Raw genomic sequence first — 25,410 nt, 5'->3', positions numbered from 1 at the left:
CGCGCCCCTTCAGGGCGCTCATGTGCCCGGTGCCTTCAAGGTGCCGGGCACTTCTGTTTGTTGTCGGACGTTTCGTACGGGTACGTCTGCGCAGGATGGTTTACGCCGTTCGCGTGACGTGACAGTCGACCGCCCGGCGGTCGGCCGTCCGCGCGGAAGATTAGACTTCGACGAGCCCGGTAACGCTCGAACAGCACTATCGCAAGGAGGCACGGGTGCCGCTGCTGACCCGCATCAGGGGACCGCGCGATCTGGACCGGCTCAGCCTGGAGGAGTTGGACCAGCTGGCGGAGGAGATCCGGACCTTCCTCGTGGAGGCGGTGTCGAAGACCGGCGGTCACCTCGGCCCGAACCTCGGCGTGGTCGAGCTCACCATCGCGATGCACCGTGTCTTCGACTCGCCGAGGGACAAGGTGCTGTGGGACACGGGCCACCAGTCCTACGTCCACAAGCTCCTCACCGGCCGTCAGGACTTCTCCCGGCTGAAGATGAAGGGCGGTCTGTCCGGCTACCCCTCGCAAGGAGAGTCCGAGCACGACGTCATCGAGAACAGCCACGCCTCCACGGTGCTCGGCTGGGCCGACGGCCTCGCCAAGGCCAACCAGGTGCTGAAACGCGACGACCACGTGGTCGCCGTCATCGGTGACGGCGCGCTCACCGGCGGCATGGCCTGGGAGGCGCTCAACAACATCGCCGACGCCAAGGACCGCCCGCTGGTCATCGTCGTCAACGACAACGAGCGCTCGTACGCGCCGACCATCGGCGGCCTCGCCAACCACCTGGCGACCCTGCGGACCACCGACGGCTACGAGCGGTTCCTGGCCCGCGGCAAGGACCTGCTGGAGCGCACGCCCGTCGTCGGCCGCCCCCTCTACGAGACGCTGCACGGCGCCAAGAAGGGGCTGAAGGACTTCATCGCCCCGCAGGGCATGTTCGAGGACCTCGGCCTCAAGTACGTCGGCCCGATCGACGGGCACGACATCGAGGCGCTGGAGTCCGCGCTGGCCCGCGCCAAGCGCTTCGGCGGCCCGGTCATCGTGCACTGCCTCACCGAGAAGGGACGCGGCTACCAGCCCGCCCTCCAGGACGAGGCCGACCGTTTCCACGCCGTCGGCAAGATCCACCCGGACACGGGCCTGCCGATCGCCTCCTCCGGCGCCGACTGGACCTCCGTCTTCGGCGAGGAGATGGTCAAGCTCGGCAAGGAGCGCGAGGACATCGTCGCCATCACGGCGGCCATGCTCCAGCCGGTCGGCCTCGACAAGTTCGCCAAGGCGTTCCCCGAGCGCGTGTACGACGTCGGCATCGCCGAGCAGCACGGCGCGGTGTCCGCCGCGGGCCTCGCCACGGGCGGTCTGCACCCCGTCTTCGCCGTCTACGCGACCTTCCTCAACCGCGCGTTCGACCAGGTGCTGATGGACGTCGCCCTGCACAAGTGCGGGGTCACCTTCGTCCTGGACCGGGCCGGCGTCACCGGCACCGACGGGGCCTCGCACAACGGCATGTGGGACATGTCGATCCTCCAGGTCGTGCCGGGCCTCAGGCTCGCCGCGCCGCGCGACGCCGACCAGGTCCGCGCCCAGCTGCGCGAAGCCGTCGAGGTCACCGACGCGCCGACCGTGGTGCGCTTCTCCAAGGGCGCCGTGGGCCCCGCCGTGCCCGCCCTGCGCCGCGTCGGCGGCATGGACGTGCTGCGTGAGCCGGGCACCGACACCCCGGACGTGCTGCTGGTCTCGGTCGGCGCCCTCGCGCCGATGTGCCTGGAGATCGCCGACCTGCTCGACAAGCAGGGCATCACCACCACCGTCGTCGACCCGCGCTGGGTCAAGCCGGTCGACGAGCACATGGCGCCCCTCGCGGACAAGCACCGCGTGGTCGTCACCGTCGAGGACAACTCCCGCGTCGGCGGCGTCGGCTCGGCCGTCGCCCAGGCGCTGCGCGACGCCGGCGTGGACATCCCGCTGCGCGACTTCGGCATCCCGCCGCGCTTCCTCGACCACGCGTCCCGCGCAGAGGTCCTGGCCGAGATCGGGCTCACCGCGCCCGACATCGCCCGCCAGGTCACCGGACTGGTCTCCAAGATCGACGGCCGGTTCGGCGACGCCGCGGCACCGGTGGAGTCCGCCCGCGACTGATCGCCCGGTTGGTCCGTTCGGGCCGGTCCCGCCATCCTTTACGGTGGCGAGACCGGCCCATTCGCGTGAAACCCCTCGCGCCGGGGCATACGCTCCACGCCCCCTCTCGATCATGTCGAGGACGACAAGCGTGGGAGGTACGCCTGTGAGCAGCACACTCTTCCGGACGAAGAAGGTCGAGCAGTCCATCCTCGATACCGAGGAGCCAGAACACGCGCTCAGGAAATCCTTGTCCGCGCTGGATCTGACGGTCTTCGGCGTCGGTGTCATCATCGGCACCGGCATCTTCGTCCTCACCGGCACGGTGGCCAAGAACAACGCCGGTCCCGCCGTGGCCCTCGCCTTCGTCGTGGCCGGCGTCGTCTGCGCGCTCGCCGCCCTGTGCTACGCGGAGTTCGCCTCCACGGTCCCGGTCGCGGGATCCGCGTACACCTTCAGTTACGCCTCCCTCGGGGAACTGCCCGCCTGGATCATCGGCTGGGACCTCGTCCTGGAGTTCGCGCTGGGAACGGCGGTGGTGGCGGTCGGCTGGTCCGGCTACATCCATTCGCTGCTGGCCAACGCCGGCTGGGAACTGCCGGCGGCGCTCGGCACCAGGGACGGGGCCGACGGCTTCGGCTTCGACATCCTCGCCGCCGCGCTCGTCCTGATCCTCACGGCCATCCTCGTGGTCGGCACCAAGCTCTCCGCGCGTGTCACCTCCCTCGTCGTCGCCATCAAGGTGACGGTCGTCCTGACCGTGATCATCGCGGGCGCCTTTTTCATCAAGGGCGACAACTACGACCCGTTCGTCCCGAAGGCGCAGGCGGTCGAGGCGGGGGACGGCCTCCAATCGCCGCTCATCCAGCTGATGTTCGGCTGGGCGCCCTCCAACTTCGGGGTGATGGGCATCTTCACGGCCGCCTCCGTGGTCTTCTTCGCGTTCATCGGCTTCGACGTCGTCGCCACGGCCGCCGAGGAGACGAAGAACCCGCAGCGCGACATGCCCCGGGGCATCATCGGCTCCCTCGTCATCTGCACCACGCTGTACGTGGCGGTCTCCATCGTCGTCACCGGTATGCAGCACTACACGAAGCTGTCGGTGACCGCGCCGCTCGCCGACGCCTTCAAGGCGACCGGGCATCCCTGGTTCGCGGGCTTCATCAGCTTCGGCGCCGCCGTCGGCCTGACGACCGTGTGCATGATCCTGCTGCTCGGCCAGACCCGGGTGTTCTTCGCGATGAGCCGGGACGGGCTGCTGCCGCGCTTCTTCTCCCGCGTCCACCCCCGGTTCAAGACCCCGCACCGGCCGACCATCCTGCTCGGTGTGGTCATCGCGGTCCTCGCGGGCTTCACCCCGCTGAGCGAGCTGGCCGAGCTGGTCAACATCGGCACGCTGTTCGCCTTCGTGGTCGTCGCGATCGGCGTGATCATCCTGCGCCGGACCCGCCCCGACCTGCCCCGGGCGTTCCGCACCCCCTGGGTGCCGGTCATCCCGATCCTGTCGGTGTGCGCCTCGCTGTGGCTGATGCTCAACCTGCCCACGGAGACCTGGCTGCGCTTCGCCGGCTGGATGGTCCTCGGCTTCCTGGTCTACTTCGTCTACGGCCGCTCGCACAGCCGTCTGGCACGCCAGGAGGGGGCCGCCACGGGTGACGCCGGCGTCCCGCCCGGTCGCGACGTCCCGTAGCGGCGCCGAGCCCGGTCCCTCGTCCTCCGGCCCCGTACGCCCCGCCCCCGGGTGGGACGTACGGGGCCGGAGGGCGTTCAGGACGTGCCGCGCACCGCTCTCGGCCCCGTCACCTCGGCGCCCAGCTCGCCCACCCGGCGCCGCAGTTCGCGGTCGGCGGTGACGACCAGGCAGGGGCGGTCACGGGCCTCCTCGGCGACCAGCTCCACGATGCGGTCGTCGCCGCTGCGCGGGGCCGCCTCGACCCGTACGCCGGGGACCGGCTCCACGCCCCGGGCCGCGCCCTCGACGACCAGCACCAGCTCGACGGGTTCCTCCCGGCCGGGCACCCCGTCCCGGGCGAGCCGGTCGCGCAGACGTTCCGCCGCGCCGCGCCGGTCACGCCACCAGCCGTCGGGCACGGAGCCGACGACGTTGGCGGCGTCGACGATCACGAGCAGGGGGGCGTCCATGGGGACAGGGTCGCACGGGGTTCCGTCGGCCCGGTGAAGGCGGGTCACATGAGAGGAGGGCCCCCGCCCGGCGGCGGAGACCCTCCTCACTTGTGCATGACCGTCACGCGGGGACCGAAGCCACCCCGGTCTCCAGGAACTTCTTGCCGTTGACCCGCTCGCTGACGCCCTCGCGGTCCAGGTACGGCGTGATGCCGCCCAGGTGGAAGGGCCAGCCGGCGCCGGTGATCAGGCAGAGGTCGATGTCCTGCGCCTCGGCGACGACACCCTCGTCGAGCATCAGCCCGATCTCCTGGGCGACGGCGTCGAGCACCCGGGCCCGCACCTGCTCCTCGTCCAGGACGGAGTCGCCCTGCTTCAGGAGCGCGGCGACCTCGGGGTCCAGCTCCGGCTTGCCGGAGTCGTAGACGTAGAAGCCGCGCTTGCCGGCCTTGACGACGGCCGCCAGGTTGGGGGAGACCGTGAAGCGATCCGGGAAGGCACGGTTGAGGGTCTCCGAGACGTGCAGGCCGATGGCCGGGCCGACCAGCTCCAGGAGCACCAGCGGCGACATCGGCAGACCCAGCGGCTCGACCGCCTTCTCGGCGACCTCGACCGGTGTGCCCTCGTCGATGACGTTCTGGATCTCGCCCATGAAGCGGGTCAGGATGCGGTTCACGACGAACGCCGGGGCGTCCTTCACCAGGACCGCGGTCTTCTTCAGCTTCTTGGCGACGGCGAACGCCGTGGCCAGGGAGGCGTCGTCGGTCTGCTCGCCGCGGACGATCTCCAGGAGCGGGAGGATCGCGACCGGGTTGAAGAAGTGGAAGCCCACGACCCGCTCGGGGTTCTTCAGCTTCGACGCCATCTCCGACACCGACAGGGACGAGGTGTTGGTGGCGAGGATCGCGTGCGCCGGGGCGACCGCCTCGACCTCCGCGAACACCTGCTGCTTGACGCCGATCTCCTCGAAGACGGCCTCGATGATGAAGTCCGCGTCGGAGAAGCCCTCGGCCTTGTCCAGCACACCGGTGACCAGGGCCTTGAGGCGGTTGGCCTTGTCCTGGTTGACGCGGCCCTTGAGCAGCAGCTTGTCGATCTCGGCGTGGACGTAGCCCACACCCTTGTCGACGCGCTCCTGGTCGATGTCGGTCAGCACGACCGGCACCTCCAGGCGGCGCAGGAAGAGCAGCGCGAGCTGGGAGGCCATCAGACCGGCGCCGACGACACCGACCTTGGTGACCGGGCGGGCCAGGTTCTTGTCCGGGGCGCCGGCGGGGCGCTTGCCGCGCTTCTGCACCAGGTTGAAGGCGTAGATGCCGGCGCGCAGCTCGCCGCCCATGATCAGGTCGGCGAGGGCGACGTCCTCGGCGTCGAAGCCCGCCTGGAGGTCGCCGTCCTTGGCGGCGGCGATGATGTCCAGCGCGCGGTACGCGGCCGGGGCGGCCCCGTGCACCTTGGAGTCCGCGATGAAGCGGCCCTTGGCGACGGCCTGGTCCCAGCCCTCGCCGCGGTCGATCACGGGACGCTCGACCGTGACCTCGCCCTTGAGGACGTTCGCCGTCCAGATCAGCGACTGCTCCAGGAAGTCGGCGCCCTCGAAGATCGCGTCCGCGATCCCGAGGTCGAAGACCTGCTGGCCCTTGAGCTGCTTGTTCTGGTTGAGGCTGTTCTCGATGATCACCGAGACGGCCTTGTCGGCGCCGATCAGGTTCGGCAGCAGCGCGCAGCCGCCCCAGCCGGGGACCAGCCCGAGGAAGACCTCGGGGAGGGAGAAGGCCGGGATCGCCTGGGAGACGGTCCGGTAGGCGCAGTGCAGACCGACCTCGACGCCACCGCCCATCGCGGCGCCGTTGTAGTACGCGAAGGTCGGCACGGCCAGCGCGGACAGCCGCTTGAAGACCTCGTGGCCGCCCTTGCCGATCGCGAGCGCGTCGTCGTGGTTCTTCAGCAGCTCGACGCCCTTGAGGTCGGCGCCGACCGCGAAGATGAACGGCTTGCCGGTGACACCCGCACCGACGATCTCACCGGCCGCGGCCTCCTTCTCGACCTGGTCGATGGCGGTGTTCAGGTTCGCCAGCGACGCCGGGCCGAAGGTGGTCGGCTTGGTGTGGTCGAAGCCGTTGTCCAGCGTGATGAGCGCGAAGCGCCCGGCGCCGAACGGCAGGTCGAGGTGGCGTACGTGCGCGGACGTCACGACCTCGTCGGGGAACAGCTCGGCCGCGCCCTTGAGGAGTTCGGTGGTGCTCACTTGTCGCCTCCGGCGTCCTTGTGGTGCGGGTTCTCCCAGATGACCGTGGCGCCCATGCCGAAGCCGACGCACATGGTGGTGAGGCCGTAGCGGACCTCCGGCTGCTCCTCGAACTGGCGGGCCAGCTGCGTCATCAGACGCACACCCGAGGAGGCCAGCGGGTGACCGAAGGCGATGGCGCCGCCGTACTGGTTGACGCGCGCGTCGTCGTCGGCGATGCCGTAGTGCTCCAGGAAGGCGAGCACCTGGACGGCGAAGGCCTCGTTGATCTCGAACAGGCCGATGTCGTCGATGGACAGGCCCGCCTGGGCGAGCGCCTTCTCCGTCGCCGGGATCGGGCCGTAGCCCATGACCTCCGGCTCGACACCCGCGAAGGAGTACGAGACGAGGCGCATCTTGACCGGGAGGTTGTTCTCGCGGGCGAAGTCCTCGGAGGCGATGAGGGAGGCGGTGGCACCGTCGTTCAGACCGGCGGCGTTGCCCGCGGTCACTCGGCCGTGGACGCGGAACGGCGTCTTCAGACCGGTGAGGTTCTCGATGGTGGTGCCCGGCCGCATCGGCTCGTCGGCGGTGACCAGGCCCCAGCCGGTCTCGCCCGCCTCGCCCGCGGCGGAGCCGCTGTCAGGCACTGCGGTGCGGCGCACGGAGATCGGTACCAGGTCGGCCTGGATCTTGCCGTTGGCGTACGCCTTGGCGGCCTTCTCCTGGGAGCGCACGGCGTACTCGTCGGCGCGCTGCTTGGTGATCGTCGGGTACCGGTCGTGCAGGTTCTCGGCGGTCATGCCCATGAACAGGGCGGACTCGTCGACCAGCTTCTCGGAGACGAAGCGCGGGTTGGGGTCCACGCCCTCGCCCATCGGGTGGCGGCCCATGTGCTCGACACCGCCGGCGATGGCGACGTCGTACGCGCCGAAGGCGACGGAACCGGCGACCGAGGTGACGGCGGTCAGGGCGCCGGCGCACATGCGGTCGATGGAGTAACCGGGCACCGACTGCGGCAGCCCGGCGAGGATGCCCGCCGTGCGGCCGATGGTGAGGCCCTGGTCACCGATCTGCGTGGTCGCGGCGATGGCGACCTCGTCGATCTTCGAGGGCTCCAGACCGGGGTTGCGGCGCAGCAGCTCCCGGATCGCCTTCACGACGAGGTCGTCGGCGCGGGTCTCGTGGTAGATGCCCTTCGGGCCCGCCTTGCCGAACGGGGTGCGGACGCCGTCGACGAAGACGACTTCCTTGACGGTACGAGGCACGATGGCTCTCCTCCAGAGGTGCGGGACGGCACTGCTGCGACGCGCAACCGCTGAGCGCGCGCTCAGGCCCATGCTACTTGCGAGTAACAGTGCTGCCCACCCCTGAGCGGGGGAGCGGCGAAGGTCACATCGGGTTCAGATGTTACCGCCGGTTACCCGAAGCCGCCCCGGGGACGCGACGAACGGCGCGACCAGCCGAAACGAACCCGCCCTCCGGTACGGCGCTCAGGGTGCCGTCGCGGTGGACCCTCGCGGAACCAGCACCGGCGTGGCCACCGGACGGGACTCCCCGCCCCCGCCGATCACCTCGAACAAGGTCCGCGCCACCTCCGCCCCGAACCCGTACACGTCATGACTCATCGCGGACAGGGTCGGCCGCGTCAGCCGGCACAGCTGCGAGTCGTCCCAGGCCAGCAACGACACCTCCTCCGGCACCCGCACCCCCATCTCGGCCGCCACCGACAGCCCGGCCACCGCCATGATGTCGTTGTCGTAGACGATCGCCGTGGGCCGGTCGTCCCCCGCCCCGGCCAGCAGCGACCGCGTCGCCCGGGCCCCCGCGTCCCCCGAGAAGTCGGTGGCCACCTGCCGGGCACCCGCGAGCCGCAGCTCGCGCGCCACCCGGTCGAACGCGGCCGTGCGGATCGCCGTGTGCCCCAGCGCGGCGGCGCCCCCCACCCGCGCGATCCGCCGGTGCCCGAGCGCCGCCAGATACCGCAGCGCCTCCGCCACGGCGGTCGCGTCGTCCGTCCACACCGAGGTCAGCCCACCGGTCAGCGACGGATGCCCGACGGCCACCACCGGCATCCCCAGCCGTCCCGCCGCGGCCACTCTCGGATCGTCCGCGCGGAAGTCCACGAGGATCGACCCGCTGACCTGCCGCCCCCGCCACCACGCGTCCTGGACCCCCACCTCCTCGTCCACGGTGCGCACCAGCCGCAGCAGCAGCGCGCAGTCCCGCTCGGTCAGCACGCTCTCCACCCCGGAGACGAACTCCATGTAGAACGGTTCCAGCCCGAGCAGCTTCGCGGGCCGGCAGACCGCGAGCCCCACCACGTCCACCCGCCGGCTCGACAGCGACCGGGCCGCCAGGTTCGGCGCCCACCCCAGCTCCCGGGCGGCCGCGGAGATCCGGTCGCGGGTGGCGTCGGCCAGCCCCGGCTTCCGGTTGAACGCCAGCGACACCGCCCCCTTGGACACCCCGGCGCGGGCGGCGACGTCCTTGATGGTCACGCGGGGGGTGGTCATCGGTGGGGCTCCAGGCAGTACAGGGCCGCCCGGGCGGCGTCCGGACCGGGAGTCTCCCAGCCGTCGACCCCGATGGTCACCCGTTCCCCGGGAAGCAGGGTGACGAGCCCCCGGTCCGCCCGCGCCCGCGGGTCCAGCCGGTCGGCCTGCAGCAGCAGGTCCCGTACGAGGGTGCGGGCCGTCACCGTGACCGAGCCCGGGGCGACGGTCACCTCGAACTCCGGCCGGGGATAAGGGATGTCCCGGTCGGGGCAGGGGAACCGCAGGGCCCGCAGCCCGTCCGCGTCCGCGACGAGGAACTCCTTCGGCCCGGCGGGCTCCAGCCCCTCCGGCACGTCGACCCGGGCCACCGTCCGTCCGGCGGCCGTGAACGCGGTGTACGCCTCCCCGAGCACCGCCCCGTCGACCGACATCCGCCGCAGCCGCACGGAGCCCGTCCACTGCCCGGCCGCCTGGTTGACCACGGCCAGCGTCCCGGCCGAGAGCGTCAGCAGCCGGTCCGCGTACAGCCGCCGCAGCTCGTGGTAGAGCGGCTTCTCCCGGCCGTCCCCGTCGATCGCCGCCCAGGAGGTCACCGGCCAGCAGTCGTTGAGCTGCCACACGATCGTGCCCGCGCACACCGGCCAGTGCGACCGCCAGTGCTCGATCCCGGCGGCGACCGCCCGCGCCTGGTTGACCTGCGTCAGATAGTGCCAGCGGTCGAAGTCCCCCTCGGGCGGGACGAAATGACGCGCCAGGCCCCGGTCCAGCTTCCCGTTGCCGTCCTCGGCCTTCTGGTGGTGCAGCATGCCGGGGGAGTCGGGCGCCGGCTCCTCACCCGGCAGCGCCCGCCGCAGCGTCGCGTACGCGGGCGGCGCCTGCCAGCCGAACTCGGCCACGAAACGCGGCACGTTCGCCCGGTACGCCGCGTAGTCCTCCCGGTTCCACACCTCCCAGGAGTGGTGCGTGCCGTGCGCGGGGTCGTTCGGATGCCGGTCCCAGGACCCCGACCACGGGCTGCCCGCCGTGTACGGCCGCGTCGGGTCGCACTCCGCGACGACCCGCGGCAGCAGCCCCAGGTAGTACCCCTCGCCCCACGACTCCCCGGCGAGCCGCTCCTCCCAGCCCCAGTCCCGGAAGCCCCACAGGTTCTCGTTGTTGCCGTTCCACAGCACCAGCGACGGGTGCGGCATCAGCCGGACGACGTTCTCCCGCGCCTCGGCCTCCACCTCGCCCCGCAGCGGCTGTTCCTCCGGGTAGGCAGCGCACGCGAACGGGAAGTCCTGCCACACCAGCAGGCCCAGCTCGTCGCAGACGTCGTAGAAGTCCTCGCTCTCGTAGATCCCGCCGCCCCAGATCCGTACGAGGTCGACCCCGGCCTCGGCCGCCCGGGTGAGCCGCGCGCGGTACCGCTCCGGCGTGATCCGGGACGGGAACACGTCGTCCGGGATCCAGTTGACCCCGCGCGCGAACAGCCGCTCCCCGTTGACGACGAGGGTGAATCCGGTGCCGTGCTCGTCGGCGCTCCGGTCCAGCTCCACGCTCCGGAACCCGACCCGCCGCCGCCACCGGTCGAGTGCGCCGCTCTCGCTGTGCAGCGTCACCTCCACCTCGTACAGCGGCTGTTCGCCGTACCCGCGGGGCCACCACCGCTCGACGCCCGGGACCTCCAGCCGTACGGTCCCGCGCGTCCCCTCGACCTCCGCGACCGCGCTGACGCCGCCCACCCGGGCCTCGATCCGCAGCCCGGCCTCCACGGCCGACCGCTCCACGTCGACGAGCAGTTCCACGTGCCCGGTCGTGCCGTCCACGGTCACCAGCGGCCGTACGCGCGCGATCCGGGCCGTGGACCATCTCTCCAGCCGGACGGGCCGCCAGATCCCGGCCGTCACCAGCGTCGGCCCCCAGTCCCAGCCGAAGGAGCAGGCCATCTTCCGGATGTACTGGAAGGGTTCGGGATAGGCGTTCGGCCGTTCGCCGAGCCGCTCGCGCACCGCCTCCGCCTCGGCGTACGCGGAGGCGAAGCGCACGGAGAGCCGGCCGCTCAGACCGGTGACGTCGAAGCGGTACGAGCGGTGCATGTTCCGCACGGACCCGAGGACCCGGCCGTCGAGCCGGATCTCGGCGGCGGTGTCGAGCCCGTCGAAGACCAGGTCGCTCTGGTCGTGCCCGCCGGGCACGCCGACGCCGGGCAGCTCCACCTCGTACGTCCACTCCCGGCGGCCCACCCAGGCCACCTCGGTCTCGTTCCGCCCGAGGAAGGGGTCCGGGATCAGCCCCGCCGCCAGCAGATCGGTGTGCACGCACCCGGGCACCCCGGCCGGAAGGGACTCCCCCTCGTGGCGCAGGATCCAGCCCTCGGTGAGCGGTGTGGCGTCCAGCATGCGCACTCCTAAACCGGTCCAGTCGGCTGCCCGGCACCGTCGCGAAACTATTTCGACAGCCTTGGCGGGATAGGGACTTTACCGGTTCAGTAACGGGCTGCCAGAGTGCCGAACCAGCCAACCCACCCGTGCTCGTCCGTCCCGAACGGAGCTGGTGCACATGAACCACCGAAGGACACTCACCGGAACACTGGTCGCGGCCGCCCTCCTGGCCTCCGGCTGCACCGGCGGCGGAGGCAGCTCCAAGGGCGCCGACGCCGAGGCCGCCGAGGACCCGGCACGGGTCTCCGGAACCATCACGGTTCTCACCCACCGGACCGACATCGTGCAGGACGGCACGATGCAGAAGTACGCCGACGCCTTCAACAAGATCTATCCCAAGGTGAAGGTGAAGTTCGACGCGATCACCGACTACGAGTCCGAAGTCAAGATCCGTATGAACACGGAGAACTACGGCGACGTCCTCATGATCCCGGCCGTCGTGAAGAAGAACGACTACCCCAAGTTCTTCGCCTCGCTCGGCACCCGCGACAAGCTAGCCGAGAAGTACCGCTTCACCGGCTTCACCACCGTCGACGGCAAGGTCTACGGGCAGAGCCCGATGGGCGCGGCACCCGGATTCCTCTACAACAAACGGATCTGGGCCGAGGCCGGCGTCACCGACTGGCCGACCACCCCTGCGGAGTTCCTCACCGCGCTCAAGGCCATCAAGTCCAAGACCGATGCCATCCCGTACTACACCAACTTCGCCGCCCAGTGGCCGCTGAGCCAGTGGACCGGCGTGAACGGCTCGGTCAGCTGCGACACCGGCGCCACCACCCGGCTCGCCGAGGGCGACCCCTGGGGCGAGAAGGGTGAACTGCGCGTCGCCGACCGGCTGTTGTACGACATCGTGCACCAGGGCCTGATCGAGAAGGACCCGACCACCACCAACTGGGAGAACTCCAAGCCGCGGCTGGCCAAGGGCGAGATCGCCACGGCCTGGCTCGGCAGCTGGGCGATCAGCCAGTTCCAGCAGGCCGCCGAGAAGGCCGGGGCCGATCCCGACGACATCGGGTTCATGCCGTTCCTGTACCGCGTCGACGGCAAGGCATGCGCGACCGTGAACCCCGACTACAACCAGGCCGTCAACATCCACTCCGACCACAAGGAGGCGGCCCGCGCCTGGATCGACTGGTTCACCGACAAGTCGGGCTACGCCGACGACAACCTCTCCATCTCCACGCTGAAGAAGGCCCCCCTGCCCGAGGTTCTGAAGCCCTACGAGGAGCAGGGCGTCGAACTCATCGAACTCGACGACGCCGACGGCGGAAAGGTCAAGGAGATCGACAGCGCCTCGGAGGTCGGCATCAACGCGCCCGCGTACCGCCAGGACCTGGTCGACCTCGCCCGCGGCGCCAAGAAGGGCAGTCTGGACGACTTCCTCGCCGACCTCAGCGACCGCTGGACCGAGGCACAGAAGACCGTGGGGTCCTGATGCCCCCCGCGCCCACGACGGACCCCTCACGCGCGGTGCGGAAGGCGGCGCGGCCCTCCACGGCCGCGCCCCGGCCCCCCGTGCCCCGGCGCGCCCCTCGCGGGGTGCGCCTGTGGCGCGGGCTCACCCCCTGGCTCTTCCTGGCCGCCCCGCTGGCGCTGCTGATCACCTTCACCTACGCACCCGTCGCCAACATGCTGGCGTACAGCTTCACCGACTGGGACGGCGTCAGCCCGGAACTGAACTACACGGGCGCCGACAACTACGTCGAGATCTTCACCCGCCCCGAGCTGTTCCAGGTCTTCTTCGTCAGCGGCTACTACCTCGCCGCCTCGGCCGTCCAGATCGTGCTCGCCCTCTACTTCGCCACGGTCCTCAGCTTCAACCTCCGCTTCCGCAACCTCTTCAAGGGCGTCCTGTTCTTCCCGTACCTGATCAACGGGGTCGCGATCGGGTTCGTCTTCCTCTACTTCTTCCAGGACGGCGGCACCCTCGACTCGGTCCTGGCGCTCTTCGGCCACACGTCCGACCGCGCCTGGCTCGGCACGGAGACGTCCGCGAACGTCTCCCTCGCGAGCGTCTCCGTCTGGCGCTACATGGGCCTGAACTTCGTGCTTTTCCTCGGCGCGATCCAGTCGATCCCGGGGGAGCTGTACGAGGCCGCCGAACTCGACGGCGCGAACCGCTGGCACCGGTTCCGCTACATCATCGCGCCCGGCATCCGCCCGGTGCTGAGCCTGAGCGTCATCCTCTCGGTCTCCGGCTCCCTGTCGGTCTTCGAGATCCCGTACATCATGACCGGCGGCGCCACCGGCACCGAGACCTTCGTGATCCAGACGGTGAAGCTCGCGTTCCAGTTCAACCGGACGGGCCTCGCGTCCGCCGCCGCGGTCGTCCTGCTGCTGATCATCCTGGCGGTGACGTGGCTGCAGCGCCGGCTGGTCCCCGACGACAGGGTGGACCTCGTATGACGGCTCCGACGATTCCCGCCCCGGTGCGCCGCGGGCGAACCGCCCGCACGCTCACCTACCTGTCCCTGGCCGGCGCGTCGGTCGTGGTCCTGCTGCCCCTCGTGGCGGTCCTGCTGACCTCGCTCAAGACCGAGCGCCAGATGGCCGAGGACAGCGGCGCCCTCACGCTGCCCGACAGCTTCCTGAACCTGGACAACTACGCGACCGCCTTCCGCGACGGCGAGATGCTCGCCGCCTTCGGCAACACGGCCCTCATCCTGCTCGTCGCCGTCACCGGCACGGTCGTCATCGGCTCGATGGCGGCCTACGCGATCGACCGCTTCACCTTCCGCTTCCGCAGGCTGGTGGTCGCCCTGTTCCTGGTCGCCACCCTGGTCCCCGGCGTCACCACCCAGGTCGCGACCTTCCAGATCGTCGACAGCTTCGGCATGTTCGACACCCTCTGGGCCCCGATCGCCCTCTACATGGGCACCGACATCGTCTCGATCTACATCTTCCTGCAGTTCGTGCGGTCGATCCCGGTCTCCCTGGACGAGGCCGCCCGCCTGGACGGCGCCAACCACTTCACGATCTACCGGAAGATCATCTTCCCGCTCCTGAAACCCGCGATCGCCACGGTCGTCATCGTCAAGGGGATCACCGTCTACAACGACTTCTACATCCCCTTCCTCTACATGCCCTCCGACGACCTGGGGGTGATCTCCACGTCCCTCTTCCGCTTCAAGGGCCCCTTCGGCGCCCACTGGGAGACGATCTCGGCGGGAGCGGTCCTGGTGATCCTGCCGACCCTGCTCGCCTTCCTGCTGCTGCAGAGGTTCATCTACAACGGCTTCATGCGGGGCGCCACGAAGTAGGCCCCTGGGCGGGGGAGCGAGGCTCCCCCGCCGCGGCGGCCGGACCTAGGACCTGTCGTTTGGATCACGCCTGGGCCGCGGGGCTTGGCACGCACATCTGCGGCGTTGTCGTCAGTTGCCGACGCTCCGCGTCGACGCCTTCCTCCGCCTTGCAGCTGCACGCACCAAGCCCCGCTCACCGGCGGTCATCAGACACTGTGGCCTGAAGCCGGCATGATCCAAACGACAGGCCCTAGGCGTCCTTCGCCACCGCGGACATCGCGCCCACCAGCACCGGCGTCACCAGTTCCACCTGCCAGGCCCGCGCCCCGTGGCCCGCGAGCACCGCGCTCACCGACTCCGCGTCCAGCGACCTCGGCGGTTCCCAGCACAGCCGCCGGACCGTGTCCGGGGTGATCAGGTTCTCCTGCGGCATGTTGAGCTGCTCGGCCAGCGCGGACACCCCGGCCCGCGCGGCGGACAGCCGGGCCGCCGCCGCGGGATCCTTGTCGGCCCACGCCTTCGGCGGGGGCGGCCCGGTCACGGGCTGCCCGTGCGCCGGCAGCGCCGAGTCCGGCAGCGCCCTGGCCCGGTCGACGGCCGCCTGCCACTGCTCCAGCTGACGCCGGCCCATCCGGTGCCCGAAGCCGTTCAGCGCGGCCAGCGCGGCCGCGTTCACCGGCAGGGCCAGGGACGCCTCGACGATCGCCGCGTCGCTCAGCACCTTGCCCGGGGAGACGTCCCGGCGCTGCGCGATCCGGTCCCGCGCCTCCCACATCTCCCGGACGACCGCCATCTGCCGCCGCCGGCGCACCTTGTGCATCCCGGACGTCCGCCGCCACGGGTCCTTGCGGGGTTCCGCGGGCGGCGCGGAGGCGATCGCGTCGAACTCCTGGCGGGCCCACTCCAGCTTCCCCTGCCGGTCCAGCTCCTTCTCCAGGGCGTCCCGCAGGTCCACGAGGAGTTCCACGTCGAGCGCGGCGTAGCGCAGCCAGGGCTCGGGCAGCGGACGGGTCGACCAGTCGACCGCGGAGTGGCCCTTCTCCAGGACGTAGCCGAGCACGCCCTCGACCATCGCGCCGAGGCCGACCCGGGGGAACCCGGCGAGCCGCCCGGCCAGCTCGGTGTCGAAGATCCGCGTCGGGACCATGTCTATCTCGCGCAGACACGGCAGGTCCTGGGTGGCGGCGTGGAGCACCCACTCCACGCCGGAGAGCGCCTCGCCGAGGCCGGAGAGGTCGGGACAGGCCACGGGGTCGATGAGCGCGGTGCCCGCGCCCTCGCGGCGCAGCTGCACCAGATACGCGCGCTGACCGTAGCGGTAACCGGACGCGCGTTCGGCGTCCACGGCGACGGGGCCGGTGCCGGCGGCGAAGGCGGCGATCACCGCGGCGAGCGAGTCCTCGTCCGCGACGACGGCCGGAATGCCCTCCCGGGGCTCCAGCAAAGGGATCGGCGCCCCCGCTTCAGAAGATCCGCCGTCGTCCGGAGGGGCGCCTCCGGTGGTTCGCAGGGTCCTGTCTGCTGCGGTCTCTTGGGCGTCGGTCACCTGTCAAGGGTATCCGTGTATGGACGAGGCCCGCCGACGGAACGTTCCGCCGACGGGCCATCCAGGGGCGTAAACCAGTCACGTATCACACGTGTCAGTGAATATGTCCGGCGAAACCGGAGGAGTCAGACATCGATCGCGGATTTCGGCCCTTTCCTGGCGCCGTGTCCTCGGTGTCCCGCCCTCGGGCCCCCGGTGTCAGTGGATGATCCCGGTGCGCAGGGCCACCGCCACCATCCCGGCGCGGTCGCCGGTGCCCAGCTTGCGCGCGATTCGGGCCAAGTGGCTCTTGACCGTGAGTGCGGACAGGCCCATGGAGACGCCGATCGCCTTGTTCGACTGTCCCTCCGCGACCAGGCGCAGCACCTCGACCTCGCGGCCCGACAGCTCCCGGTAGCCGCCCGGGTGGCTCGGGGCTCCCGGGGGGCGGCGGTGCATACGGGCGGCGGAGCCGAGGGGGGCGGCCCCCGGGCGGGTGGGCAGTCCGATGTTGGTGCGGGTGCCGGTGACGACGTATCCCTTCACACCGCCCGCGAGGGCGTTGCGTACGGCGCCGATGTCGTCGGCGGCGGAGAGGGCGAGGCCGTTGGGCCACCCCGCTGCGCGGGTCTCGGAGAGGAGGGTCAGGCCGGAACCGTCCGGCAGGTGAACGTCCGCGACGCAGATGTCGCGGGGGTTGCCGACGCGGGGACGGGCCTCGGCGATGGACGAGGCCTCGATGACATCGCGGACCCCGAGGGCCCACAGGTGCCGGGTGACGGTGGACCGGACGCGGGGATCGGCCACCACCACCATCGCGGTCGGCTTGTTCGGACGGTAGGCGACCAGGCTTGCGGGCTGCTCGAGGAGAACGGACACCAGGCCTCCTGGGTGCGGGACGGGGGGCTGATTCGCCGGGCTCGTGGGGTCGAAGCCGGGACGAACCGTGCTTTCAAGGTCACAGAGGTCTTCGGCACCAAACCTCTGCTCCTTTAGAGAATGATCACGATTTAGTGAGTAACAATCCGTGCAATTCGGACACGTCTTCGATCATTCGAAGACCGAACGGTGTCGCTTCGCGTCGATACGCGGCCGAAAGTGGCCGTATCGACAAAGTGACGGGAGTGGCCGGTGTGATGGTCGGGATGGTTGCTCGCACACGAAAAAGGACCGTGCTCCGTGGAGCACGGTCCTGGGGGTCGAGCGGCCGGCGGGGAGGTCAGCGGGTCTGCGGGCCCCGCCGTTGCGGCAGCGTCACCACCGCCGCGTCCCCGGGGTCGACCGCCGGGGGCAGCCCCGCGATCTGGCCCAGCAGATCGCACCACGAGGCGAGATGCGCGGCGGTGTCGGGCACGCCGCCCAGCACCTCGCGCGGGGTCCACGAGGCGCGGATCTCGATCTGCGACGCGGCCGGCCGCGCCGCCAGCCCGCCGAAGTAGTGCGAACTCGCCCGCGTCACCGTCCCGCTCGGCTCCCCGTACGACAGGCCCCGGGCCTGCAGCGCACCGGTCAGCCACGACCAGCAGACCTCCGGCAGCAGCGGGTCCGCCGCCATCTCGGGCTCCAGCTCCGCCCGGACGAGTGTCACCAGCCGGAAGGTGCCCTGCCAGGCGTCGTGCCCGTCGGGGTCGTGCAGCAGCACCAGACGGCCGTCGGCGAGGTCCTCGTCCCCCTCGACCACCGCGGCCTCCAGGGCGTACGCGTACGGGGCGAGCCGCTGCGGCGGTTTGGTCGACTCGATCTCGATCTCCGGCCGCATCCGTGTGGCCCGCAGCGCTTCGACGGCCGAGCGGAACGGAGCCGGTGCCGTCCTGCTCGCATCGCGCTCCCCCTCCTTCGCCTCGTCCATCCCGCCAGCGCCGTCCGACAGTCGTCCCTGAGCCGCAGCCATGCCGGAACATTAAGGGGAACCGGGCCCCGGCGCAGGGCAAGACACCCGTGCGCTGGGTCACTGTCGCATCGCGCTCAGCGAACGCGGGCCGCGCCGCGGGCCGGGAGCCGCGGCCGGAGCAGCGGGCCTCGCGCCCGGCCCCGGCCCCGGCCGTCGGCGCCGGTGAGCCGTGGGAGACTTTTCCTCGTGAGTGCCAATGCCGGCCCCTCGGGCCACCAGCCGACCGCCACCCGCGCCGCCGTCGAGAACTCGGCCTTCCTGAAGGCGTGCAGGCGTGAGCCCGTGCCGCACACACCGGTGTGGTTCATGCGGCAGGCCGGGCGTTCGCTCCCCGAGTACCTGAAGGTGCGCCAGGGCATCGGGATGCTGGACTCGTGCATGCGGCCGGAGCTGGTCACCGAGATCACCCTCCAGCCGGTGCGCCGGCACCAGGTGGACGCGGCGATCTACTTCAGCGACATCGTCGTCCCCCTCAAGGCCATCGGCGTCGACCTCGACATCAAGCCCGGCGTCGGCCCGGTCGTCGAGAAGCCGATCCGCAGCCGCGCCGACCTCGCGCAGCTGCGCGACCTGACCCCCGAGGACGTCTCCTACGTCACCGAGGCGATCGGGATGCTCACCGCCGAGCTGGGGGAGACGCCCCTCATCGGCTTCGCCGGCGCCCCCTTCACCCTCGCCAGCTACCTCGTGGAGGGCGGCCCGTCCCGCACCTACGAGAACGCCAAGGCGATGATGTACGGCGACCCGGAGCTCTGGGCCGACCTGCTCGACCGCCTCGCCGGGATCACCTCCGCGTTCCTCCGGGTCCAGATCGAGGCGGGCGCCTCAGCCGTCCAGCTGTTCGACTCCTGGGCGGGTGCCCTCGCGCCGGCGGACTACCGCCGCTCGGTGCTCCCCGCCTCCGCGAAGGTCTTCGACGCCGTCGCCGGGTACGGGGTCCCGCGCATCCACTTCGGTGTCGGCACCGGTGAGCTGCTGGGCCTCATGGGCGAGGCCGGCGCGGACGTCGTCGGCGTCGACTGGCGCGTCCCGCTCGACGAGGCCGCCCGCCGCGTCGGCCCCGGCAAGGCGCTCCAGGGGAACCTGGACCCGACCGTCCTGTTCGCCGGCACCGAGGCCGTCGAGGCCAAGACCCGCGAGGTCCTCGACGCCGCCGCCGGCCTGGAGGGCCACGTCTTCAACCTCGGCCACGGCGTCATGCCCAGCACGGACCCGGACGCCCTGACCCGCCTCGTGGAGTACGTCCACACGCGCACGGCGCGGTAGCGGGTATCCCGACTCACCAGCCGGGCCGCGCCCGTCTGCCGAACAGCAGACCGCGCGGCTCGGGCGGGGGCGGGGTGCCGGGGCGCAGCGGCCAGGCCAGCAGCATGCCGGCCACGAAACCGACCAGGTGGGCCGCGTACGCCACCGTGCCGACGTCCAGGGCGCCCGCGCCGGCGGAGTTGAACGCCTGGAGCACGAACCAGAAGCCCAGCACCAGCCAGGCGGGCAGTCGCAGCGGCAGGAAGACCAGAAAGGGCACGAGGACCCAGACCCTGGCCCTCGGGTAGAGGACCAGGTACGCGCCGAGGACGCCGGCGATCGCGCCGGACGCGCCGATCAGCGGGTCGGTGGAGTCGGCGTTGACGAAGGCGTAGCCGTACGACGCCGCGTAGCCGCAGGCCACGTAGAACAGGGCGAACCGTACGCGGCCCAGGCGGTCCTCGATGGTGGTGCCGAAGATCAGCAGGAAGAGCATGTTGCCCAGCAGGTGCAGCCAGCCCGCGTGCAGGAACAGCGCCGTCAGGACGGACAGCGCGGGCGACTTGTCGTAGCCCGGCGGACCCAGCGCGCAGCCGCCCGACGGGGCGAGTGCGCCGGTGGGGACGAGTTGCGGCAGCTGATGACGGATCAACTCCGCCGGCACGGCCGCGTACTGCTCCAGGAACGCCTGGGTGTGGCACAGCCGGGCCAGTTCGCCGTCGCCCGGCGCGGAACCGGCCAGACCCGGCATGAAGACGAAGACGAAGACGTTCGCGGCGATCAGCGCGTAGGTCACGTAGGGCGTGCGGCTCACGGGGTTCACGTCGTGCACGGGGATGACCACACCAGAACTTCTGCCCGGGAAGAGGGGCAGGAATCAGCGCCCGCGGCGGCGGCTCGGGCCCCGGCTCCGCCGCTGGTGAACGTACGGGGCGGGTGGTGCGTATGACTCCTCAACCGCGGATCTACGTGAGGAACAGGCGATGAACGACCGAGTTGTCCCGGCGATGCACGCCACCCCCGATGGTGAGGCCGAGATCTCGCTGGTGGTGCGGCTGCCCTGGGAGGACGTCGCCGCGCTCGGCCAGGAGGCCGGGCGGCTGGCGGCGCGGATGCAGCGGCCCGTGACCCTGGACGAGGCGGTGAGCCACCGGCTGCGGTCGGCCCGGCCGGCCGCCGCGCACGCGAAGCCGGCGGCCGCGCCGACGGCTCAGCCGGCCGCGGTGACGTCCGCGGCGTCGGTGTCCTCCCTGCCGTCCCGCCCCCCGACGGAGCAGGCCCGCCAGGCCATCGACCGCATCACCGGCACCTCGGCCGTCTGACGAACCCCCGCCGGGTCTCCTGGGCCTGCGCCGAACCCCTGGACGTGCACCGGGCTTCCGGGCCCGCTCCGGGCCCGGGCACGAGCCAGGCCCCTGGGCCTGCACCGGGCTTCCGGGCTTGCTCCGGGCTCCTGGGACACTCTGGCTTTCCGGACCTGCCCCGGGCTCGGGCACGCGCCAGGCCCTTGGACCTGCGCCGGGCTCCCGGGCCAGCTCCGCGTCTCCTGGGTCTGCGCCGGTCTCCTACGTGCGGCGGGCTCCTGGACGTGCGGCGGGCTCCCGGGCCCGCTCCGGGCTCCTGGGACACACCGGCTTTCCGGACCCGCCCCGGGCTCGGACTCGCGCCGGACTCCCGAACCCACGCCGGGCCTTCCGAGCACGTGCCGGGCTTCCGTGCACGCTTCCGGCTCCCGGGAACGGTCCGGGCCTCCCGGATCCACGCCGGGCTCCCGCGCACGTGCCGGGCTCCCGGACACACTGGCATTCCGGGCACGCTTCGGGTCCCCAGCCGGGCTCCGGCGCACGCGCCGGGCCCCGGACACGCGCCGGGCCCGGGCACACCCCGGGCCCGGGCACACCCCGGGCCCCGGGCACACCCCGGGCTCCCCGGGGGCGGTCCGACTCGGCTAGGCGCCGGCCGATCTGACCGCCGTCGTCGCCTTTCTCGCCGCTACCAGGATCGGGTCCCAGACCGGGGAGAAGGGTGGGGCGTAGCCGAGGTCCAGGGCGGTCATCTGTTCCACCGTCATTCCCGCGGTGAGGGCCACCGCCGCGATGTCGACGCGCTTGCCCGCGCCCTCCCGGCCGACGATCTGGACGCCGAGGAGCCGGCCGGTGCGGCGTTCGGCGAGCATCTTCACCGTCATCGGGGCCGCGCCGGGGTAGTACCCGGCGCGGCTCGTCGACTCGACGGTGACGGTGACGTACTGGAGGCCGGCCCGGTCGGCGTCCTTCTCGCGCAGGCCGGTGCGGGCGATCTCCAGGTCGCAGACCTTGCTGACGGCGGTGCCGACGACACCCGGGAAGGTGGCGTACCCGCCGCCGGCGTTGGCGCCGATGACCTGGCCGTGCTTGTTGGCGTGGGTGCCGAGCGGGATGTGCCGCAGGCTGCCGGAGACCAGGTCGAGGACCTCGACGCAGTCGCCGCCGGCCCAGATGTTCTCGTGGCCCCGCACCCGCATGGCCAGGTCGGTCAGCAGGCCGCCGTGGTGGCCCACGGGCAGCCCCGCCGCCCGGGCGAGCGCGGTCTCCGGGCGTACGCCGATGCCCAGGACCACCACGTCCGCCGGGTACTCGGCGTCCTTGGTCGCGACCGCGCGGACCCGGCCGTCGGCGCCGGTGGGCAGGGCGGTGACCTCGGCGTCGTCGACCATCGTGATGCCGAGGCCCGTCATGGCCCTGTGCACCAGCCGGCCCATGTCCGGGTCGAGGGTGGACATGGGCTCGCTGCCCCGGTTGACGACCGTGACCTCGTACCCCCGGTTGATGAGCGCCTCCGCCATCTCCACGCCGATGTAGCCCGCGCCGACGACCACGGCCCGGCGGCCCTCGGTGGCGGCCAGGGTGTCCAGGAGGGCCTGGCCGTCGTCCAGGGTCTGCACGCCGTGCACCCCGGGGGCGTCGACGCCGGGCAGGTCCGGGCGGATCGGCCGGGCACCGGTGGCGATGACGAGCTTGTCGTACGCGGTCCAGGACTCGGTGCCCGCGTCGAGGTCCCGCGCGCGCACGCGGGCGCCCTCGACATCGATCTCCACGACCTCCGTGCGCATCCGCAGATCGATGCGGCGCGCCCGGTGCTCCTCGGGCGAGCGGGCGACGAGCCGGTCGCGTTCGGGGACGTCGCCGCCCACCCAGTAGGGGATGCCGCACGCCGAGAACGAGGTGAAGTGGCCCCGCTCGAACGCCACGATCTCCAGCTCCTCGGGCCCCCGCAGCCGGCGGGCCTGCGACGCGGCGGACATGCCCGCCGCGTCACCGCCGACGACCACCAGGCGTTCCCGTGAACGTTCTTCCGTACGGCTCATGTTCATGGGGACACGCTACGGCGGTCCCGCCTCCCGGTTCCGCGTCACTCCCGCTCCGACCGCTCCTCCCGCTCCGACCGCTCCTCCCGCTCCGACCGCTCCTCCCGCGCCGACCGCTCCGACTGCTCCGACCGCTCCTCCCGCTCCTCCGGCACGGGAGCGGCGGCCGTCGCCGGGGCGGGCCGGCGGGTGCGGGTCAGGCGCAGCCACAGGAACACCACGACCGCGGTGACCACCGCGAAGGGGAGGATCGCGGCGAGCGCCATCGCCAGCCAGCGGAACACGGCGACGAACGCGTTCCAGCCGCCCGCCAGCGCGTCCACGAAGCCCGGCTCGTCGTCGGCCTTGTCGGCCTTCTTCACCGCGGTCTCGGACAGCGACAGCGTGATGGTGGCGAGGCTCGTACGGTCCTTCAGCGACTTCTGCTGGGCCAGCAGGGACTCCAGGTCGGCCTGCCGGCTGCTCAGCTCGCCCTCCAGGGTGACCACGTCACTGAGCTTGCCCGCCCGGTCCATCAGCTCACGGATCCGGGCCACGCTCGCCCGCTGTGTCTTGATCCTGCTGTCCACGTCGACGACCTGGTCGGTGACGTCCTCGGCCCTCTCCTTACGTGCGATCAGCTTGCCGGTGCCCTCCAGGTCCCCGAGGACCTGCTCGTACTTCTCGGACGGCACGCGCAGGACGACCCGGGTGCGTTCCCGGTCCTCGCCGTCCAGGGTCGTGGACTCGCTGCCCACGAAACCGCCCGCGCTCTCCACGGCGGTACGGGCCTCGTCCAGGGCCTTCGGCACGTCCTTGACCCGTACGGTCAGCGAGGCGGTGCGGATGATGTGGCTGGGCGCGATCTTGACCGGCGCGTCGGCGGCGCCCTGCTTGCCGTAGCCGCTGCCGCTGCCGCTCTCGTCGTTCAGGGCTCCCTCCTGCCGGGCGGCGGACCCGCCCGACTTGGCCGAATCGGCGGAGGCGCCGCCGTCCCGGGGGTCGGAGCAGCCCGTGAGCGCCAGGGCTCCCGTGAGCAACAGCGCGGCGAGAGCCCCTGCGGGCCGCCGGGAACGTCGTACGTGTGTGTGGGCCATTTGCGGCGTACCCCCCGAGGGTCGTGGCAGGCGTGGGTCCGCCCGCACTGCTGACGACCCTTCGACGCCCGAGGCGGCCGGAACGTTGGCGGCCGCCGGTCCCGAAGCGGTCACGGTCGGGACTCGGCGGGGCCACAGGGAGGGCCGGGTCCCGGGCGGGCCGGGGGCGGTACCGGCGTCATGACGGTCCGTGAGGTCTGAGAGGCTGGAGCCATGAGCGGATCAGGTACGGACGCCGGGCGCGGCGCCGGGCACGTCGTCGTCATCGGGGCCGGCATCGCGGGGCTGGCCGCCGCGCACAGGCTGGTGGACCGGGGCGCGAGAGTGACCGTCCTGGAGGCCGCGGACCGGGTCGGCGGCAAGCTGCTGCCCGGTGAGATCGCGGGCGCGCGCGTCGACCTCGGCGCCGAGTCGATGCTCGCCCGCCGCCCCGAGGCGGTCGCCCTCGCGCGCGAGGTGGGTCTCGCCGACCGGCTCCGGCCGCCGGCCACCGCCACGGCCTCGCTGTGGACCCGGGGCGCCCTGCGGCCCATGCCCAAGGGCCATGTCATGGGGGTCCCCGGCACCGCGTCCGCGCTCGCGGGGGTCCTGTCCGACGAGGGCCTGGCCCGGATCGAGCGCGACGCCGACCTGCCGCGCACCGAGGTCGGCGACGACGTGGCGGTGGGGGAGTACGTGGCGGCCCGCCTCGGCCGCGAGGTCGTCGACCGTCTGGTCGAACCCCTGCTCGGCGGTGTGTACGCGGGCGACGCGTACCGCATCTCGATGCGTTCGGCCGTGCCGCAGCTCTTCCAGGCGGCGCTCACCCACACCTCTCTCACCGAGGCCGTCCGGGGCATCCAGGAGCGCGCGGCCGCCGCCGGGCAGACCGGGCCGGTGTTCATGGGCATCGAGGGCGGGATCGGCCGGCTGCCGCTCGCGGTGGCCGAGTCGGTGCGGGCGCGCGGCGCCGAGATCCGCACCCGCACGTCCGTCACCGAACTGCGCCGCGAGGCCCCCGGCGGCTGGCGTGTCGTCACCGGCGGTACGGGCGACGGCGAGGAACGTGTCCTGCGCGCCGACGCCGTGGTCCTGGCCGTCCCCGCCCCGGTCGCCGCCGCCCTCCTGCGCGCCGAGGCCCCCGGCGCCGCGGCCGAGCTGGCGGGCGTGGAGTACGCCTCGATGGCCCTGGTCACCCTCGCCTACCGCCGGGCCGGACTCACCCTGCCCGAGGGCAGCGGCTTCCTGGTGCCGCCGGTCGACGGCCGCACGATCAAGGCGTCGACGTTCTCCTCCCGGAAGTGGGGCTGGCTCGCCGAGGAGAACCCGGACCTGCTGATCCTGCGCACCTCGGTCGGCCGGTACGGCGAGACGGCGATCCTGGACCACGACGACGCCCACCTCGTGGACGTGTCGCGGACCGACCTGCGCGAGGCCACCGGCCTGACCGCCGCCCCCGTCGAGACCCGCGTCACCCGCTGGGACGAGGGCCTGCCCCAGTACCCGGTCGGCCACCACGCGCGCGTGGCCCGCGTCCGCGAGCACCTGGGCAAGCTGCCGGGCCTCGCGGTCTGCGGAGCGGCGTACGACGGTGTCGGCATCCCCGCCTGCGTCGCGAGCGCCACGGCGGCGGTCGACGAGATCCACGGCGACCTGCGCGCGCTGCGGGATCTCACCGCCGACCCGGTGCAGAGCCTCCACGGCGGAGCGGGAGAATAGG

General features: G+C 72.0%; 19 protein-coding genes. 8 read left to right on the top strand and 11 right to left on the bottom strand.

Going from position 1 to position 25,410, the window contains the following annotated elements:
* Nucleotides 1–215 precede the first annotated feature (215 nt).
* Nucleotides 216–2,135 (top strand): 1-deoxy-D-xylulose-5-phosphate synthase, encoded by a 1,920-nt coding sequence (gene dxs, locus PYR72_RS13780; protein ID WP_275455628.1) that lies wholly within the window; start codon nt 216–218, stop codon nt 2,133–2,135.
* A gap of 145 nt (nt 2,136–2,280) precedes the next feature.
* Nucleotides 2,281–3,804: an amino acid permease gene (locus PYR72_RS13775; RefSeq protein ID WP_275455627.1), complete on the top strand. Its 1,524-nt coding sequence runs from the start codon at nt 2,281–2,283 to the stop codon at nt 3,802–3,804.
* 77 nt (nt 3,805–3,881) lie between these two features.
* Here PYR72_RS13775 and PYR72_RS13770 read toward each other — a convergent pair whose 3' ends face one another.
* The 5 genes from PYR72_RS13770 to PYR72_RS13750 all read right to left on the bottom strand — a co-directional run bounded on the left by PYR72_RS13770 (nt 3,882) and on the right by PYR72_RS13750 (nt 11,344).
* The gene (locus PYR72_RS13770) at nt 3,882–4,256 is read right to left on the bottom strand and encodes an NTP pyrophosphohydrolase (RefSeq protein ID WP_275455626.1); all 375 of its coding nucleotides are present in this window, start codon (nt 4,254–4,256) and stop codon (nt 3,882–3,884) included.
* A 103-nt stretch (nt 4,257–4,359) separates the two neighbouring features.
* A complete protein-coding gene (locus tag PYR72_RS13765) occupies nt 4,360–6,486 on the bottom strand; it encodes a 3-hydroxyacyl-CoA dehydrogenase NAD-binding domain-containing protein (protein ID WP_275455625.1) in 2,127 nt (708 codons plus the stop codon).
* Nucleotides 6,483–7,733: an acetyl-CoA C-acyltransferase gene (locus PYR72_RS13760; RefSeq protein ID WP_275455624.1), complete on the bottom strand. Its 1,251-nt coding sequence runs from the start codon at nt 7,731–7,733 to the stop codon at nt 6,483–6,485. The genes PYR72_RS13765 and PYR72_RS13760 overlap by 4 nt, the downstream gene beginning before the upstream one ends.
* A 225-nt stretch (nt 7,734–7,958) precedes the next feature.
* Nucleotides 7,959–8,981, bottom strand: coding sequence for a LacI family DNA-binding transcriptional regulator (locus PYR72_RS13755; RefSeq protein ID WP_275455623.1), 1,023 nt, complete (start codon nt 8,979–8,981; stop codon nt 7,959–7,961).
* Nucleotides 8,978–11,344 (bottom strand): glycoside hydrolase family 2 protein, encoded by a 2,367-nt coding sequence (locus PYR72_RS13750; RefSeq protein WP_275455622.1) that lies wholly within the window; start codon nt 11,342–11,344, stop codon nt 8,978–8,980. The genes PYR72_RS13755 and PYR72_RS13750 overlap by 4 nt, the downstream gene beginning before the upstream one ends.
* A gap of 160 nt (nt 11,345–11,504) precedes the next feature.
* On the opposite strand from PYR72_RS13750, the gene PYR72_RS13745 reads away from it, so the two are divergent.
* The 3 genes from PYR72_RS13745 to PYR72_RS13735 are packed head-to-tail and all read left to right on the top strand — an operon-like array spanning nt 11,505 to nt 14,646.
* Nucleotides 11,505–12,821 carry an ABC transporter substrate-binding protein gene (locus PYR72_RS13745; RefSeq protein ID WP_275455621.1) on the top strand — a complete coding sequence of 439 codons (1,317 nt, stop codon included), beginning with the start codon at nt 11,505–11,507 and terminating at the stop codon, nt 12,819–12,821.
* Nucleotides 12,821–13,792, top strand: a complete 972-nt coding sequence (locus PYR72_RS13740; RefSeq protein WP_275455620.1) for a sugar ABC transporter permease — start codon at nt 12,821–12,823, stop codon at nt 13,790–13,792. Before PYR72_RS13745 ends, PYR72_RS13740 begins: the two co-directional genes overlap by 1 nt.
* Nucleotides 13,789–14,646 carry a carbohydrate ABC transporter permease gene (locus PYR72_RS13735; RefSeq protein WP_275455618.1) on the top strand — a complete coding sequence of 286 codons (858 nt, stop codon included), beginning with the start codon at nt 13,789–13,791 and terminating at the stop codon, nt 14,644–14,646. The genes PYR72_RS13740 and PYR72_RS13735 overlap by 4 nt, the downstream gene beginning before the upstream one ends.
* A 232-nt stretch (nt 14,647–14,878) precedes the next feature.
* Here the strand turns inward: PYR72_RS13735 and PYR72_RS13730 are convergent, their stop codons facing one another.
* The 3 genes from PYR72_RS13730 to PYR72_RS13720 all read right to left on the bottom strand — a co-directional run bounded on the left by PYR72_RS13730 (nt 14,879) and on the right by PYR72_RS13720 (nt 18,044).
* Nucleotides 14,879–16,174, bottom strand: a complete 1,296-nt coding sequence (locus tag PYR72_RS13730) for a ribonuclease D (protein ID WP_275455617.1) — start codon at nt 16,172–16,174, stop codon at nt 14,879–14,881.
* 198 nt (nt 16,175–16,372) lie between these two features.
* Nucleotides 16,373–17,032 (bottom strand): response regulator transcription factor, encoded by a 660-nt coding sequence (locus tag PYR72_RS13725; RefSeq protein ID WP_037724432.1) that lies wholly within the window; start codon nt 17,030–17,032, stop codon nt 16,373–16,375.
* Between the two features lie 340 nt (nt 17,033–17,372).
* Nucleotides 17,373–18,044: a DUF3000 domain-containing protein gene (locus tag PYR72_RS13720; RefSeq protein ID WP_275455616.1), complete on the bottom strand. Its 672-nt coding sequence runs from the start codon at nt 18,042–18,044 to the stop codon at nt 17,373–17,375.
* A gap of 186 nt (nt 18,045–18,230) precedes the next feature.
* Between PYR72_RS13720 and hemE the strand changes: the two genes are divergently transcribed.
* The gene (hemE, locus tag PYR72_RS13715; RefSeq protein WP_275455615.1) at nt 18,231–19,310 is read left to right on the top strand and encodes a uroporphyrinogen decarboxylase; all 1,080 of its coding nucleotides are present in this window, start codon (nt 18,231–18,233) and stop codon (nt 19,308–19,310) included.
* Between the two features lie 13 nt (nt 19,311–19,323).
* Here hemE and PYR72_RS13710 read toward each other — a convergent pair whose 3' ends face one another.
* Nucleotides 19,324–20,133: a rhomboid family intramembrane serine protease gene (locus tag PYR72_RS13710; RefSeq protein WP_275455614.1), complete on the bottom strand. Its 810-nt coding sequence runs from the start codon at nt 20,131–20,133 to the stop codon at nt 19,324–19,326.
* A 139-nt stretch (nt 20,134–20,272) separates the two neighbouring features.
* Between PYR72_RS13710 and PYR72_RS13705 the strand changes: the two genes are divergently transcribed.
* A complete protein-coding gene (locus PYR72_RS13705; protein WP_012999921.1) occupies nt 20,273–20,611 on the top strand; it encodes a hypothetical protein in 339 nt (112 codons plus the stop codon).
* Nucleotides 20,612–21,237: 626 nt separating this feature from the next.
* Here PYR72_RS13705 and PYR72_RS13700 read toward each other — a convergent pair.
* Both PYR72_RS13700 and PYR72_RS13695 read right to left on the bottom strand, forming a co-directional pair.
* Nucleotides 21,238–22,641 (bottom strand): FAD-dependent oxidoreductase, encoded by a 1,404-nt coding sequence (locus tag PYR72_RS13700; protein WP_275455613.1) that lies wholly within the window; start codon nt 22,639–22,641, stop codon nt 21,238–21,240.
* Between the two features lie 38 nt (nt 22,642–22,679).
* Nucleotides 22,680–23,711 (bottom strand): DUF4349 domain-containing protein, encoded by a 1,032-nt coding sequence (locus PYR72_RS13695; RefSeq protein ID WP_275455612.1) that lies wholly within the window; start codon nt 23,709–23,711, stop codon nt 22,680–22,682.
* Nucleotides 23,712–23,924: 213 nt separating this feature from the next.
* Between PYR72_RS13695 and hemG the strand changes: the two genes are divergently transcribed.
* Complete coding sequence (gene hemG / locus PYR72_RS13690) at nt 23,925–25,409, top strand: protoporphyrinogen oxidase (protein ID WP_275455611.1); 1,485 nt, start codon at nt 23,925–23,927, stop codon at nt 25,407–25,409.
* The last annotated feature ends 1 nt before the right edge of the window (nt 25,410 follow it).

Origin of the sequence: Streptomyces sp. VNUA24 (assembly GCF_029167005.1) — a bacterium.
GTDB classification, from domain to species: Bacteria; Actinomycetota; Actinomycetes; order Streptomycetales; family Streptomycetaceae; genus Streptomyces; species Streptomyces scabiei.
Note: the sequence above shows the minus strand (reverse complement) of the source record. Positions and strands in the feature narration are given on the sequence as shown.